Source organism: Pseudomonas sp. zbq_18 (genome assembly GCF_043102245.1).
Classification (GTDB): Bacteria; Pseudomonadota; Gammaproteobacteria; order Pseudomonadales; family Pseudomonadaceae; genus Aquipseudomonas.
Window position 1 is genome coordinate 191,703 of sequence record NZ_JBICIT010000022.1, and the last position, 14,334, is coordinate 206,036.

Below are 14,334 nucleotides of genomic sequence, written 5' to 3' on the forward strand. Positions count from 1 at the left end.
GAATCATGAGCTGTGCCGTGATCTTTGGAGGTTCGGGCTTCATCGGCGTGTTCTTCGCCCGCCAGCTGCTGAGCGAGGGCCGCTTCGACACGATCTACCTGTACGACCGCGAGCAGGTGGCCGACAAGCCGTTTCCCTACCGCCGCCGGCTGGTGCAGGAGGAGCCGCGCATCGTCGAGGTGCGCGGCGACGTGCGCCAGCCCATCGACTGGCAACCGGACGAGACGGTCGCGCTGATCGCCAACTTCGCCGCGGTACACCGCGAACCGGGGCATGAGGATTTCGAGTACTACGAAACCAACCTGCTGGGCGCCGAACACGTCTGCGCCTGGGCCGAACGCATCGGCTGCGAGGACCTGATCTTCACCAGCTCGATCTCGCCCTACGGCCCGAGCGAACAGGAAAAGGACGAAACCACCCTGCCGGTTCCCGCCACCGCCTACGGCGGCTCCAAGCTGGCTGCCGAGAAGATCCACCAGGCCTGGCTGGCCGCCGACCGGGAACGCCGCCATCTGGTGATCGTGCGCCCCGGCGTGGTGTTCGGCGCCGGCGAAGGCGGCAACGTGTCGCGCCTGGTGCGGGCCGTGCTGCGCCGCTACTTCTTCTACATGGGCAACCGCGACACCCGCAAGGCCGGTACCTATGTGAAGGAGCTGTGTGCCGCCATGTCCTGGGTCCTGCAGCAGCAGAAGGCGCAGGGTCGGCACCTGTCGCTGTTCAACATGACCATGAATCCCGGACCCTCCATCGAAGAGTACGTCGAGGCCGTCTGCGCGGTGGCCGGGGTACAGCGCTCGGTGCCGGCGATTCCCTACCCGCTGCTTTTGACGGTGGCCTACAGCATCGACCTGGTGGCCAAGCCCCTGGGCATCAAGCACCCCTTCAGCCCGGTGCGCATCCGCAAGCTGGTGCGCTCCAACAACATCCTCCCGGGCTTTCTCGTGGCGCAGGGCTACCCCTACCAGTACAGCCTGTCCTCCGCCCTGGCCGACTGGAAAAACAGCTGCCCTGAAGAATGGCGCTGAGGCGCCGTCCGCTCCCTCCACCACCACGGACTTCGATCATGAGCATGCAGATTCTCGTGACGGGTGCGGCCGGCTATATCGGCTCGCACACCGCCCTCGCCCTGCTCGAGGCAGGCTACGAGGTACTGGCCTACGACAACCTGAGCAACAGCTGCGCCGAGTCGCTGCGCCGGGTCGAGCAGATCAGCGGCAAGCGCATCACCTTCATCGAGGGCGACATCCGCGATCGTGAGCGGCTCGATGCCCTGTTCGTCGAGCACCGGATCGGCGCGGTGCTGCATTTCGCCGGCCTCAAGGCGGTCGGCGAAAGCGTGCGCATGCCGCTGGAGTACTACCAGAACAATGTCGCCGGCAGCCTGACCCTGTTCCAGGCCATGGCCCACGCCGGCGTGTTCCGCCTGGTGTTCAGTTCATCGGCCACGGTCTACGGCGAGCCTGAGCAGATGCCGATCCGCGAGGACTTTCCCACCGGCCAGCCGACCAACCCCTATGGTCGCTCCAAGCTGATGGTGGAGAACCTGCTGCGCGATCTCGCGACCGCCGACCCGCGCTGGAGCATCGCCCTGCTGCGCTACTTCAACCCCATCGGCGCCCATGCCAGTGGCCTGCTTGGCGAAGCGCCGAACGGCATCCCCAACAACCTGCTGCCCTACCTCAGCCAGGTGGCCATCGGCAAACTGCAGACCCTGTCGGTGTTCGGCGCCGACTACCCGACCCCGGACGGCACCGGCGTGCGCGACTACATCCATGTGGTCGACCTGGCCGAGGGCCACATCAAGGCCCTGGAGGCGCTGGGCGACAAGCCGGGCATCCATATCTGGAATCTCGGTACCGGTACCGGCTACAGCGTGCTGCAGATCATCCGGGCCTTCGAGCAGGCCAGCGGCAAGGCCGTGCCCTATCAGGTGGTCGAGCGGCGCTCGGGCGACATCGCCGAGTGCTGGGCCGATCCGTCCAAGGCCGCGCAGGAGCTGCAGTGGCAGGCCAAGCGCGACCTGACCCAGATGATGGCCGACACCTGGCGCTGGCAAACCAGCAACCCCGAGGGCTACGCCTCCTGACGCTCTCCGCCCATCAGCCTGTCGCCGCGCGGCCTGCGTCGTGCGGCGAGGGCCCCGGATGACTGCGCGCACATGCTAGACAACCTCAACTGGATCAGGGGCATCGCTGCCACCATGATCGTCTTCATCCACATGGCCGACGGGCTGGAATACCCGCTGAACGATGCGCAGACCCTGCTGATCGAGACCCTGGTGAAGGGCTCGACCTGCATCTTCGTGGCCATTTCCGGGTTCTTCTTCCAGCTGAACAGCGGCAAGTACCGCTACCGCAGCTACCTGGCGAAGAAACTCAACAACGTGATCATCCCTTACGTGCTGATCTCGCTGCCGGCGATTGCCATCTACCTGCTGAAACTGAAGACCGAACACGTCTGGCTGGACCTGGATGCCTTCTACACCTGGCCACTGGTGTTCCAGATTCTGTTCATGCTGGCCACGGGCGCACACCTGGGGCCACTCTGGTTCATCCCGGCGCTGGCGCTGATCTACCTGAGTGCTCCCCTGCTCTACGGTCTGTCCCGGCAGCGCTGGTTTGCCCTGGCCGCCCTGCTGGGCATCGTCCTGTTCATCGCCACCGACCGCCCCGAGCACAATGCCAATCCGTTGCTGGCGGCGATTCACTTCGTTCCCATCTACCTGCTGGGCATGCTGTTCTGCCAGTACCGCACGGCACTGCAGAGCCGACTACGGCTCGCCAGCGGCTGCTTCGCCCTGCTGCTCGTGGTGCTGTCGCTAATCAGTGCCTACGACAAGAGCTACTACGGCCTGCAGAAGTTCTGCCTGTTCGCCCTGCTGTACCTGGTGCTGCTGCACCAGCAGGAGCGGATCGGCCGATACCCCTGGCTGGCGGGCAGCCTGTCGCTGGTCGGCATATACAGCTTCACCCTGTACTTCCTGCACGGCTATTTCGCCGGGCTGTACCGGATGTTCAGCGATTACCTGCAACCGCCCGACTTCGCCGTGTACCTGCTCCTGCGCCTGCTGCTGACGCTGGTCACCATCGCCATCTGCATCGGCATCACCTATTGCGTCAAACGCGTCGCCAAACAGCACAGCCGCCTCCTGATCGGCTCCTGACTCACCTGTCTCCCCTCTGCAACCCGAGGTGCTCACCATGATCCGCAAATGCCTGTTTCCCGCCGCCGGCTATGGCACTCGTTTCCTGCCCGCCACCAAGGCGATGCCCAAGGAAATGCTGCCCATCGTCAACAAACCGCTGATCCAGTACGGCGTCGAGGAAGCCCGCGACGCCGGCATGCAACAGATGGCCATCGTCACCGGGCGCGGCAAGCGCGCGCTCGAGGACCACTTCGACATCAGCTACGAGCTGGAGCACCAGATCCGCGGGACCGACAAGGAGCACTTTCTCGAGAGCACGCGCCAGCTGATCGAGCACTGCACCTTCTCCTACACCCGCCAGGTGGCCATGAAGGGACTGGGCCACGCCATTCTCTGCGGTGCGCCACTGATCGGCGACGAGCCCTTCGCCGTGGTGCTGGCCGATGACCTGTGTCTGAACACCGGCGGTGACGGCGTGCTGGCGCAGATGGTCAAGCTGTTCAACCAGTTCCGCTGCTCGATCGTGGCCATTCAGGAGGTCCCGGCCGATCAGACCCACAAGTACGGCGTCATCGCCGGCGAGATGATCCGCGACGACCTGTATCGCGTGCACAGCATGGTGGAGAAGCCCAAGCCGGACGAAGCGCCGAGCAACCTGGCGATCATCGGCCGCTACATCCTCACGCCGGACATCTTCGGCCTGATCGCCGATACCGAGCCGGGCAAGAATGGCGAGATCCAGATCACCGACGCGCTGCTCAAGCAGGCGCAGAACGGCTGCGTCCTGGCCTATCGGTTCAAGGGCCGGCGCTTCGACTGCGGCACCGCCGAAGGCTTCGTCGAAGCGACCAATTTCTGCTTCGAGGCCTTCCACGGCAAATAGGCCGTGAGTACCCGCCTTCGCCCCTTTGTCCGCCTCGACACCACATCATGAACCCCTCACCGATGCGCTTTCGCGCGGATATCAACGGCCTGCGGGCCTGGGCAGTGGCGGTGGTCGTGCTGTTCCATTTCGACGTCCCCGGGTTCTCCGGGGGCTTCGTCGGTGTCGACGTGTTCTTCGTGATCTCGGGATTTCTGATGACCGGGATCATCGTGCGCGGCCTGCACCAGCACGAGCGGCCCTTCTCCCTGCTGGCCTTCTACCTGGCCCGTGCCCGGCGCATCCTGCCGGCGCTGGCGGTGCTCTGCGCCACCCTGCTGCTGCTCGGCTGGCCCTGGCTGCCGGCCACGGAATACGCCGCGCTGGGCCAGCAGGCCGTCGCCGCGCTGGGATTCTTCTCCAACATCCTGTTCTGGCGGGATGCGGGCTATTTCACCGGTGACGCCCACGACAACTGGCTGCTGCACACCTGGTCGCTGTCGGTGGAATGGCAGTGCTACCTGATACTGCCGGTGCTGCTCTGGATCACCTGGCGCGTGCTGCCGCGCCGGCAGGCGCTGGTGGCGGTTCTCGCCCTCGGCGGCCTGCTGTCGCTGCTGCTCTGCGGGCTGGCGACGCCGGTCAAGACCAGTGCGGCGTTCTACCTGCTGCCCACCCGCGTGTGGGAGTTGCTGGCCGGCGGGCTGGTCTACCTGCTGGCGACCCCGCTGCAGCTGTCCGCAGCGTGGCGAGCAGGCCTGGAAGCGCTTGGCCTGGGGCTGATCCTGGCCGCCACCCTGGGCTTTTCCGCCGACACCCTGTGGCCGGGCTGGGCGGCGCTGGTGCCGGTCAGCGGCACCCTGCTGGTGCTGATCGCCGCGCGCCCGCATTCGCGCTGGACCGGCAACCGTCTGGCGCAATGGCTCGGCCGCTGCTCCTACTCGGTCTACCTGTGGCACTGGCCGCTGGCGGTAGCACTGGGTTACCTGGAGCTGTCCGGGCAAGCGGCGGCGATACTGATCTGCCTGGCGCTCAGCCTGGCCCTGGGGTGGGCGTCCTATCGCCTGGTCGAGCAGCCGTCCCGGGTGATGCTGCAGCGCCTGCCGCCGCTGCCGGCGACGTCCGCCCTGGTGGCGGTGGCGCTGCTGGTGGTCCTGCCGGGCCTGCTGATTCAGCTGCGCCAGGGCGTGCCCGGACGTGTCCCGGCACAGGTGGAGGCGGTCTTCGCGGCGACCCGGGAGGCCAACCCGCGCCGCGATGAATGCCTGCGCAACGAATTCAGCCAGGTGCCGGAATGCACCTACGGCGGCGAGCGGCTCGGCGTGATCGTCATCGGCGACAGCCATGCCGGCGCCCTGGTGCGCGCGGTGGAGCAGGCGCTACCTACCTCCAGCCTGCATGTGCTGGACTGGACCATGAGCAACTGCCCGACCATTGCCGGGATACACGCGCTCGACCAGCTCACCTACCGCTGCGGCAAATTCGTCGAGGGCAAGGCGGCGACCGACGATCCCGCACTGGGCACGGCACCGCTGCTGATCATCAACCGTACGTCCTACTACCTGTTCGGGCCCAACGAGCCGGACCGCACCCGTGAGATAGCCGTGCCCTACCTGTACTTCACCACGCCGTTCGCCAGCCGCAGCCCGGCCTATCTGCAGGCCATGCGTGACGGCATCATCGAAACCGCCTGCCGCTTCGCCCGCCAGCGCCCGGTCTACATGCTGCGCCCCACGCCCGAGCTGCGCCTGGACGTGCCGCGCACCATGGGCCGCGCGCTGCTGCGCGGGGAGACGGTGCAGGTGAGCATCAGCCTTGCCGAGTACCACCAGCGCAACCAGTTCGCCTGGCAGACCCAGAACCTGGCCGCCGAGCGTTGCGGGGTGCGGATTCTCGACCCGCTGCCATACCTGTGCCCCGGCGACAGCTGCGCCGGCGATCGCGACGGGCTGCCGCTCTACACCGATGACGACCACCTCAATGCCCATGGCGGCGAGCTGCTGGTTCCGCTGTTTCGCGACATGTTCGAAACCACCTCGGCGCCCGCGCCACAAAGGGCTGCGGGCGAACTGCACGCGCACTATCAACCGGGTAAGCAGCGATGATGCCGCACCGCTTCTACTCCCTCGACCTGCTGCGCGGGCTGGCCGCCCTCGTGGTGGTGTTCTGGCACTGGCAGCACTTCTTCTTCGACGGCAGCACCTTCGTGCCCTACGACATGCAGGCACAGCCGTTCTACGCGCTGTTCTTCTTCGCCTACCAGGCCGGCTGGCTGGCGGTGGATCTGTTCTTCTCGCTGTCCGGCTTCGTGTTCTTCTGGCTCTACGCCGACGCCGTGGCGGACCGCCGCGTCGGCGCCTGGCAGTTTTTCGTGCTGCGCTTTTCCCGGCTGTACCCGTTGCACCTGGTGAGCTTCCTGCTGGTGCTGGTCATGCAGCACTGGCTGCTGGCGAGCAGCGGCGACTACTTCGTGACCCCCTACAACGACGCCTATCACGCGCTGCTCAACCTGCTGATGATCTCCGGCTGGGGGCTGGAGCAGGGGCCGTCGTTCAACGGGCCGATCTGGTCGGTGTCGGTCGAAGTGCTGATGTACCTGCTGTTCTTCATCACCTGTCGCGTGTTCGGCCTGCGCCTGGGGTTGAACATCGCCCTGGTGCTGGCCGGCCTGGTGCTGATGACCGTGCACCCCATCCTCGGCAGGGGGCTGTTCTCGTTCTTCCTGGGCGGCCTGCTGTTCCAGCTCTACCGCGAACTGCACCGACGCCAGTGGGTGCGGGCGGTCGCGCCGTTCGTCATCGGCGCCGCCGCGCTGCTCTGGCTGGCCACCCTCAGCGAAGTACACAGGCCCTGGCTGCTGCCATGGCTGCAAGCCCAGCTGGGCAGCTACCTGCCGCCGTCGCTGGCCCAGCAGCTGCCGGGCGCCCTGCTCAAGCTGAGTCGGCTGCTGGTGGTGGGCCTGCTGTTTCCGCTGACCATTCTGGCGCTGGTGCTCGGCGAAACCCTGCGTGGCCATCTCGGCCGGCGCCTGGCCAGCCTCGGCGACCTGACCTACGCCATCTACCTGCTGCACTTCCCGCTGCAGCTGGCGCTGTTCATCGCCGTGCGGCAGCTGGGCATCGCCCCCGACCTCTTCTACGAGCCGTGGGTACTGCTGCTGTTCTTCGCCCTGCTGCTCGCCCTGTGCCTGCCGACCTATCGCTATTTCGAGCGGCCCGCCCAGGATGCCCTGCGCAAGCTGCTGCTCCAGCAACCCCGTGTCCAGTTCCCGATCGAGGTGAAACGATGACCCCCCGCCCCGCGGTTTTTGTTCTGCTGGCGCATGGCTTCGGCGCCGCCCGGTGGAACCGGCTGTACAAGGCCGGCAAGATCATTGGCCTGAACGAGGAATACGCTTACGGCTACCACCATGCGGAGAAATACGGTGTCGCCGTCACCTACTCGGAGGATGCCGACGAAGGGCCGTTCGGCAAGCTGATCCGCCTCGGCGTGGGCGCGCTGCTGGGATTCGACCTGGTGCAGGCCTGGCGCAATCGCCGCGCCTTCTTCGCCGCCGATGTGGTCTGGACCCATACGGAAAGCCAGAGCCTCGCCGCCACCCTGCTCTGTCGCCTGTACCCGCGCCGGCAGGCGCCACGCCTGATCCTGCAATCGGTGTGGCTGTGCGACCGCTGGGACAGCTTCGGCAAGCTGCGCCGCTGGTGCTACCGGACGCTGCTGCAGCGGGCCGACATCCTGACCTTTCTGTCGCCACTCAATCAGGCCAGGGCGCAGGAGCTCTTTCCGGGCAAGCGCTGCGAGCTGGTGCACTTCGGCATCGCCACCCGAGGCATGCGCGCGCCCAAGGCACCGGCCAGCGGCAGCAGACTGCACCTGCTCTCCCTCGGCAATGACCGTCACCGCGACTGGCCCACCCTGGTGGCGGCGGTGCGCGATCAGCCACAGCTGCAGCTGACCATCGTCTCCGCCACGATCGATCAACGACTGGTGGCCCACATGGAGAACTGCCAAGTGGTCAAAGCCCGGCACAACGATGAGCTGGAAGCGCTGTTCGCCCAAGCCGATCTGGTGATCGTACCGCTGGTGGACAACCTGCACGCCTCCGGCATCACCGTGGTGGAAGAGGCCGTGATCAAGGGCTGCCCGGTGATTGTCAGTGACACCGGCGGCCTGCGCGCCTACTTCGCTGACGACGATGTCCGCTACGTGCCCCCTCACGATCCGCTGGCATTGCGCCAGGCCATCGAAACGCTGGCCCGCGACACGGAAGGGGCGCTGGCCATGGCGCGCTCGGCGCAGAGCAAAATCGGCTGCCCGGGCCTGAGCGCCGAGTCCTTCGCCCGGCAGCACGCCGAGCTGAGCCTGGCATTGCTGGCCGATGCCGGGCAAGCCAGCACAGCGCACACCTCACAGCCAACGGCCATGTGAGGGCCATACTCTGATCTGTCGTCACCCTGCCAGGAATTCTGGATGAGCCGCTATCTCGCTTTGCTCTGCTTCCTTTGCGTGCTCGGCGTCACCCTGATACTGGGGCTACGCAGCGATCCCGTACCACAGCTGTTCGAGCATCAGGACTGGCTGCATCACCTCGCCGCCTTCGCCGCGCTGGCCTGCAGCGCACGCCTGGCTTTCGTGCGCAGCCACCTGTGCTGGGTCGGGCTCTACTGCCTCCTGCTATCACTGGGTATCGAACTGGCCCAGGGCCTGCTGCCGCGGCGCACACCCGCGTTTGATGACATGCTGGCCAATGTCGCCGGCGTCTGCCTGGGGCTGCTGACCGCCAGCCTGATCCGGCGCCTGCAGCGCCCGGCAGCGCTGCAGATGCTGCGCTGAACCTCAGCGTGGCTGCGCCCGACGCTCGCGAAAGTGCTCGCTGGCCAGCACCGCCAGCGCGCAGAACACCACGAAGGTCGCGGCGTTGGCCGGAATCTGCAGGTTGAAGTCGACGAACGCGTGCAGCAGCAAGGCGATCAGCGCCAGCAGCACGCCCGCACCGACGCCACTGCGGTAGGTCGACTCGCGCATCCACATGGCCCGCACCGCATGGAACAGGGCCAGCAGGACGAAGGCCGCCAGCGGCAGGCTGCCCAGCACGCCGTACTCGATCAGGAACTGCAGGTAATCGTTGTGCGCGTGGTCGAACGCCGCGTCGATCTGCGCGCTGGCCACCCGCGGAAACACCACCTCGAAGCTCCCCGCCCCGTGACCGTCCCACCAGCGCTCGTGCAGCAACTGGATGGCGTCCTCGTACACCTGCGCACGCAGGTCGTTGGCTTCCAGCACCACGCCCTGGCTGCTCAGGTCGGCCTGCAGCTGCGTCCTGCTCAGACGATCCGCCAGCTTCTCCAGGCCGAAGTACTGGCTGATGATCAGCAGGTCGACAAGGATCAGGCTGGCCAGAATCAGGCCGTTGCGCAGGCGATGCTGACGATTGAGCAGCAGGAACAGGCCGCCGACCAGCAGCAGGCTGGTAAAGAACGCCGTATTGCCCATCCGCGAATGACTCATGACCAGGGCGATGACCATCACCACCAGCGCCAGGCGCAGGCGTGCCTTGGGGCCGAGCAGCATTTCCAGCAGGTTGACCCAGCTGAACGGGCGCTCGTCACGCAGCGCCAGGAGCAGACCGATGCCGGCAGCCATGGTCAGCTCCAGATAGCCGGCCAGGTGATTGCGGTTGATGAAGGTGCCGGTCGCATGGCCGATATAGGCCGTCTTGCTCTGCAGAAAGCCCCACTCCACGCCAGACAGGGTCATCGCCGCACCGTAGAAAGCCTGCAGCGTGCCGCTGACCACCAGGCAGCCGAGCAGCAGGGTCAAGCGCTTGCGGGTGCGGAACAGGTCGACCACCAGCAGGAACAGCAGGCCATAGGCCAGGCCGAGCATCAGCGCCTCGAAACTCGCCGCCAGATCGGCCGTGCGGCCGCTCAGGCACTGGATCAGCACCCACACCTGGCTGAGCAGCAGCAGCCCCAGCATCGGCAGGCCCGCCTTGAGGGTCGGCCCGACGGCGCGGTTGCGGCGGTAGCGATTGATCGCCCAGCCCAGACCGAGCAGGGCACAGAGCAGCACCAGCAGGGCAACGGACCAGTCGCGATTGCTGCCCTGGGGCAGCGGTATCCAGAGCAGCAGAACCAGCACAGCGGCCATCAGGGCGCGTTCGAGACTGGGCAATGAACAGGTCATGAGCATTCCTTGCTGGAGAGAGGACTGTTCGCGCTGCGGCATGTGGCAGGCCGCTCTATTGAGGCACGCTTGTCCTGCAAATTCGTTGCAGGCACGCGCAGCCCTTACCTTGCAATGATCAGACCGCACGCCCCCGGCGGCCTGGCGCCGCGCTGCCCCCTGCAGGCGCGGCGCCAGCCTTTGCACAAAAGCAGCGCAGCACAACGCAAAACGCCCCGAACCTGACGGTCGGGGCGTTTTGCGTTTCAGCGGCCGGGCGCGGGGCGTCAGCGCGTGGTGTAGCGCGCCTTGGGCGTGGCCATCGGCACCACATCCCCGTCCAGCGGCAGGAAGGTACCGCGCTCGGCGTCGTAGGCGCGAATGGCACTGGTCTCGATGTCGTAGACCCAGCCATGGATGAACAGCTGGCCGCTGGCCACGCGCGCCGCCACCGACGGGTGGGTGCACAGGTGGTTGAGCTGGGCCACCACGTTTTCCTCGGTGAGGATGCCCAGCCGGTCGTGGCCTTCGCAGCCGCAATTGGCTTCGACCACCTTGAGCGCCACTTCGCTGTGGCGCAGCCAGGCTTTCACCGTCGGCATGCTCTCCAGGCTCTCGGGAGCCAGCACTGCCTTCATCGCGCCGCAGTCGGAGTGGCCGCAGACGATGATGTGCTGCACGCCCAGGGCCAGCACCGCGTATTCGATGGCGGTGGAGACGCCACCCATCATCTGCCCGTAGGCCGGCACCACGTTGCCGACGTTGCGGCTGACGAACAGGTCGCCCGGGGCGCTCTGGGTGATCAGCTCGGGCACGATGCGCGAGTCGGCACAGGTGATGAACATGGCCCGCGGGTTCTGCGCGGTGGCCAGCGCCTTGAACAGCTCTTCCTGCTGCGGGAAGACTTCGTGACGGAAACGTTTGAAGCCGCCGACGATGGCGCTCAACGCCTCATCGGCGCTCTCCGGCGCGGTGCGCGCCTGCAGGGGAATGGCGTTGTGCTTGTAGGGCATTGTTTCTACCTCGTGCTGATACTGTCGCGCGGCTGCGAAGACGGAGATTATCGACCTGCCATGCGGACAGCCGCCAGCCTCGGAGAGTCACAAATTAGAGTAAGGACAGTTGCTGGCCCGGTGCAGTGAACTGGCGGCAATCCAGCTCGAAACGCCGCCGATCCAGGCCAAACCGCTTGCGCGCCAGGGCAAAACGCTGCGCCAGGAGGTCGGCAAAGGCGCCCTCCCCGCGCATGCGGCTGCCGAAGCGGCTGTCGTAGTTCTTGCCGCCACGCGACTGGCGGATCAGGCTCATCACATGCTCGGCGCGCTCGGGAAAATGCGTGGCCAGCCATTCCTCGAACAACTCGGCGATCTCCAGCGGCAGGCGCAGCAGCACATAACCGGCCGAACGCGCGCCCGCCTCACTGGCGGCTTGGAGAATGCGCTCCAGCTCCATGTCGTTGATCATCGGGATCAGCGGCGCGACCATCACCGCCACCGGCACGCCGGCCTTGTCCAGCTCGCGCAGGGTGCGCAGGCGAGCCCCCGGCGAGGCGGCGCGCGGCTCCATGATGCGTTTCAGCTCGTCGTCCAGGGTGGTGATACTCAGCGCCACCTTCACCAGATTGTGCGCGGCCAGCGCCTGCAGCAGGTCAAGGTCGCGCAACACCAGCGAACTCTTGGTGATCAGGTGCACGGGGTGGCGAAAGCGCAGGAGGATCTCCAGGGCCTGGCGGGTCAGGCGCTGCTCGCGCTCGATCGGCTGGTAGGCATCGGTGTTGATGCCCAGGGCGATGGGCTTGGGCACATAGCCCGGCTTGCTCAGCTCCTCTTCCAGGCGCTCGGCCAGGTTGATCTTGGCGATCAGCCGGGTCTCGAAGTCGATGCCCGGCGACAGGTCCCAGTAGGCATGGCTGGGCCGGGCAAAGCAGTAGATACAGCCGTGCTCGCAGCCACGGTAGGGGTTCACCGACAGGTCGAAACCGACATCCGGCGACTGGTTGCGGCTGATCACCGTCTTCGCCCGCTCGACGCGCACCTCGGTGGCGCGACAGGGCGGCGTCTCGTCCTGAAACCAGCCGTCGTCTTCGGCCTGGCTGCGGGTCGGGGCAAAGCGGTTGTGCGGATTGCTGGCGGTGCCGCGACCACGGGGCGGCGAGTTGAACGACATGGCGGGCGCTCCAGATACTGTATATATAAACAGTATTTGACTTGACCCGAAAACGCCAGCGGTATTCGTCGCCCCAAAGGCTAGGGATCGACGCGACCCATCAGTTCGCTGACTGATTCCGGACGGTTGGCAAAGCGCTGCGCCAGTACCGCGCAGACCATCAACTGGATCTGATGGAACAGCATCAGCGGCAGGATCAGTAGGCCAATGCTGCTGCCGGCGAACAGCACCTGGGCCATGGGCACGCCGGTGGCCAGGCTCTTCTTCGAGCCGCAGAACAGAATGGTGATGCGGTCCTCCAGGTTGAAACCACACAACCGCGCGGCGCCATAAGAGATAGCCAGCGCCAGGGCCAGCAATACGCAGCAGGCCAGCAGCAGCCCGGCCAGGGCCGGCAGCGGCACCTGGTGCCAAAGCCCTTCGACCACCGCCGCGCTGAAGGCGCCGTAGACCACCAGCAGGATCGAGCTCTGATCGACATAGCGCAGCCAGTGCTTGTTGCGCCCGACCCAGTCACCGATCCAGCGCCGCGCAATCTGCCCGGCGATAAACGGCAGCAGCAATTGCACAGTGATCTTGCCGATGGCGTCCAGGGTCGAGCCGCCGTCGCCATGTACGTCCAGCAGCAGTGCCACCAGCAAAGGGGTGAGGAAGATCCCGAACAGGCTGGAAGCGGCGGCGCTGCAGATCGCCGCCGCGACATTGCCACGCGCCAGCGACGTGAAGGCAATGGCCGACTGCACCGTGGCCGGCAGTGCACAGAGGTAGAGCATGCCGAGGTACAGCGCGTCGCCGGTCAGCGGCGCCAGCAGCGGCTTGAGCGCCATGCCGAGCAGCGGAAAGACGACGAAGGTGCAGCTGAACACCAGCAGGTGCAGGCGCCAATGGCTGGCCCCGGCGATGATCTGCTCGCGCGACAGCTTGGCGCCATGCAGGAAAAACAGCAGGCCGATGGCCAGGTTGGTCAGCCAGCCAAACGCCACGGCCACCTGGCCGCTGACCGGCAACAGGCTGGCCAAAAGGACCATGGCGATCAGCGCCTGGGTAAAACCATCGGGGAGGAAACGACGCAGCATGATGGGACTCGGCTTGCGGTGGCGGGAGTGGGCAACTTATCGTGGATGCCGACTTCCGACTAACGCCAACAAGCCAGCCAATGTCGACTAACAGACAAATCGACACCGTGCAACGCACGGTTCCCGAACTGACGCAGCTGCCCAGGCCGCTGTACGGCCGCGTCGAGTCGCTGCCCAATCGGGCACTGACCTTCGTCCACAGCCACCCCTGGGTACAGCTGTCCTACGCCATCGCCGGCGTGCTGGAGGTGCAGACCGTCGGCGCCCGCTACGTCGCCCCGCCGCAACGGGCGGTGTGGGTACCGGCGGGTGTCGAACACCGCGTATTCAGCTCGCCGCGCACCGAGATGCGCAGCCTGTATATCGACTGTCGGGTCGTGCCCTGGGGCGCGGAGCAGTGCCAGGTGCTGGCGGTCAGCCCGCTGCTGCGCGAGCTGATTAATGGCTTCAGCCGCTTTCCCGCCGAGTACGACGAACAGGGTGCCGCAGGCAGGTTGAGCGCCGTGCTGCTCGATCAACTGCAGGCGGCCGAGGTGATGCCACTGTCCCTGCCGTTGCCGCGTGACGAGCGCCTGCGCCTGATCTGCGCCGGTCTCGGCGAAGCCAAGCAACAGCACCTGAGCCTGGGCGAATGGAGCACGCGGCTGGGGGTTTCCGAGCGCACCCTGAGCCGCCTGTTCCTGCGTGAAACCGGGCTGACCTTCCGCGCCTGGCGCCAACGCCAGCGCCTGCTCGATGCGCTGACGCCGCTGGAACAGGGCGAGCGGGTCACCGATGTGGCGCTGGCCTGCGGCTACGACTCGCTGTCGGCCTTTATCGCCGCGTTTCGCCTGCAGTTCGGCAGCACGCCCGGAGAGTTCTTCCGCCCGCTCAGACCGTAGCCCGGATGCAATCCGGGGGCGATGTATCGAACATTGCCC

General features: G+C 66.3%; 13 protein-coding genes. 9 read left to right on the forward strand and 4 right to left on the reverse strand.

The window, feature by feature from the left end:
- The first annotated feature begins 5 nt into the window (after positions 1 to 5).
- The 8 genes from ACF8C6_RS17485 to ACF8C6_RS17520 all read left to right on the forward strand — a co-directional run bounded on the left by ACF8C6_RS17485 (position 6) and on the right by ACF8C6_RS17520 (position 8,840).
- Positions 6 to 1,025, forward strand: coding sequence for an NAD-dependent epimerase/dehydratase family protein (locus ACF8C6_RS17485; protein ID WP_392500444.1), 1,020 nt, complete (start codon positions 6 to 8; stop codon positions 1,023 to 1,025).
- A 44-nt stretch (positions 1,026 to 1,069) separates the two neighbouring features.
- A complete protein-coding gene (gene galE, locus ACF8C6_RS17490; RefSeq protein WP_392500611.1) occupies positions 1,070 to 2,086 on the forward strand; it encodes a UDP-glucose 4-epimerase GalE in 1,017 nt (338 codons plus the stop codon).
- 72 nt (positions 2,087 to 2,158) lie between these two features.
- Entirely contained in the window at positions 2,159 to 3,163 is a 1,005-nt protein-coding gene (locus ACF8C6_RS17495) for an acyltransferase family protein (protein ID WP_392500445.1), read from the forward strand.
- A gap of 37 nt (positions 3,164 to 3,200) precedes the next feature.
- Positions 3,201 to 4,028, forward strand: coding sequence for a UTP--glucose-1-phosphate uridylyltransferase GalU (galU, locus tag ACF8C6_RS17500; RefSeq protein WP_392500446.1), 828 nt, complete (start codon positions 3,201 to 3,203; stop codon positions 4,026 to 4,028).
- Positions 4,029 to 4,075: 47 nt separating this feature from the next.
- Positions 4,076 to 6,112 (forward strand): acyltransferase family protein, encoded by a 2,037-nt coding sequence (locus ACF8C6_RS17505; protein WP_392500447.1) that lies wholly within the window; start codon positions 4,076 to 4,078, stop codon positions 6,110 to 6,112.
- Entirely contained in the window at positions 6,109 to 7,296 is a 1,188-nt protein-coding gene (locus ACF8C6_RS17510) for an acyltransferase family protein (RefSeq protein WP_392500448.1), read from the forward strand. The genes ACF8C6_RS17505 and ACF8C6_RS17510 overlap by 4 nt, the downstream gene beginning before the upstream one ends.
- A complete protein-coding gene (locus ACF8C6_RS17515; protein ID WP_392500449.1) occupies positions 7,293 to 8,435 on the forward strand; it encodes a glycosyltransferase family 4 protein in 1,143 nt (380 codons plus the stop codon). The genes ACF8C6_RS17510 and ACF8C6_RS17515 overlap by 4 nt, the downstream gene beginning before the upstream one ends.
- A 42-nt stretch (positions 8,436 to 8,477) precedes the next feature.
- A complete protein-coding gene (locus tag ACF8C6_RS17520; RefSeq protein WP_392500450.1) occupies positions 8,478 to 8,840 on the forward strand; it encodes a VanZ family protein in 363 nt (120 codons plus the stop codon).
- A gap of 3 nt (positions 8,841 to 8,843) precedes the next feature.
- Here the strand turns inward: ACF8C6_RS17520 and ACF8C6_RS17525 are convergent, their stop codons facing one another.
- The 4 genes from ACF8C6_RS17525 to ACF8C6_RS17540 form a co-directional block, all read right to left on the reverse strand.
- Positions 8,844 to 10,193 (reverse strand): O-antigen ligase family protein, encoded by a 1,350-nt coding sequence (locus ACF8C6_RS17525; RefSeq protein WP_392500451.1) that lies wholly within the window; start codon positions 10,191 to 10,193, stop codon positions 8,844 to 8,846.
- 266 nt (positions 10,194 to 10,459) lie between these two features.
- Entirely contained in the window at positions 10,460 to 11,185 is a 726-nt protein-coding gene (locus ACF8C6_RS17530; RefSeq protein WP_277687885.1) for a carbonic anhydrase, read from the reverse strand.
- A gap of 94 nt (positions 11,186 to 11,279) precedes the next feature.
- Positions 11,280 to 12,338 carry a PA0069 family radical SAM protein gene (locus ACF8C6_RS17535; protein WP_392500452.1) on the reverse strand — a complete coding sequence of 353 codons (1,059 nt, stop codon included), beginning with the start codon at positions 12,336 to 12,338 and terminating at the stop codon, positions 11,280 to 11,282.
- An 80-nt stretch (positions 12,339 to 12,418) separates the two neighbouring features.
- Positions 12,419 to 13,414, reverse strand: coding sequence for a bile acid:sodium symporter family protein (locus ACF8C6_RS17540; protein WP_392500453.1), 996 nt, complete (start codon positions 13,412 to 13,414; stop codon positions 12,419 to 12,421).
- Between the two features lie 80 nt (positions 13,415 to 13,494).
- Here ACF8C6_RS17540 and ACF8C6_RS17545 point away from each other — a divergent pair, with 80 nt between their 5' ends.
- Positions 13,495 to 14,295: an AraC family transcriptional regulator gene (locus tag ACF8C6_RS17545; RefSeq protein ID WP_392500454.1), complete on the forward strand. Its 801-nt coding sequence runs from the start codon at positions 13,495 to 13,497 to the stop codon at positions 14,293 to 14,295.
- The last annotated feature ends 39 nt before the right edge of the window (positions 14,296 to 14,334 follow it).

Excerpts from the sequence above, each read along its gene's own strand:
- ACF8C6_RS17520 (WP_392500450.1), top strand. The coding sequence starts at position 8,478 with ATGAGCCGCTATCTCGCTTTGCTCTGCTTCCTTTGCGTGCTCGGCGTC.
- ACF8C6_RS17515 (WP_392500449.1), top strand. The coding sequence starts at position 7,293 with ATGACCCCCCGCCCCGCGGTTTTTGTTCTGCTGGCGCATGGCTTCGGC.
- ACF8C6_RS17510 (WP_392500448.1), top strand. The coding sequence starts at position 6,109 with ATGATGCCGCACCGCTTCTACTCCCTCGACCTGCTGCGCGGGCTGGCC.
- ACF8C6_RS17505 (WP_392500447.1), top strand. The coding sequence starts at position 4,076 with ATGAACCCCTCACCGATGCGCTTTCGCGCGGATATCAACGGCCTGCGG.
- ACF8C6_RS17525 (WP_392500451.1), bottom strand. The coding sequence starts at position 10,193 with ATGACCTGTTCATTGCCCAGTCTCGAACGCGCCCTGATGGCCGCTGTG.
- ACF8C6_RS17530 (WP_277687885.1), bottom strand. The coding sequence starts at position 11,185 with ATGCCCTACAAGCACAACGCCATTCCCCTGCAGGCGCGCACCGCGCCG.
- ACF8C6_RS17535 (WP_392500452.1), bottom strand. The coding sequence starts at position 12,338 with ATGTCGTTCAACTCGCCGCCCCGTGGTCGCGGCACCGCCAGCAATCCG.
- ACF8C6_RS17540 (WP_392500453.1), bottom strand. The coding sequence starts at position 13,414 with ATGCTGCGTCGTTTCCTCCCCGATGGTTTTACCCAGGCGCTGATCGCC.
- galU (WP_392500446.1), top strand. The coding sequence starts at position 3,201 with ATGATCCGCAAATGCCTGTTTCCCGCCGCCGGCTATGGCACTCGTTTC.
- ACF8C6_RS17485 (WP_392500444.1), top strand. The coding sequence starts at position 6 with ATGAGCTGTGCCGTGATCTTTGGAGGTTCGGGCTTCATCGGCGTGTTC.
- ACF8C6_RS17495 (WP_392500445.1), top strand. The coding sequence starts at position 2,159 with ATGCTAGACAACCTCAACTGGATCAGGGGCATCGCTGCCACCATGATC.
- galE (WP_392500611.1), top strand. The coding sequence starts at position 1,070 with ATGCAGATTCTCGTGACGGGTGCGGCCGGCTATATCGGCTCGCACACC.
- ACF8C6_RS17545 (WP_392500454.1), top strand. The coding sequence starts at position 13,495 with ATGTCGACTAACAGACAAATCGACACCGTGCAACGCACGGTTCCCGAA.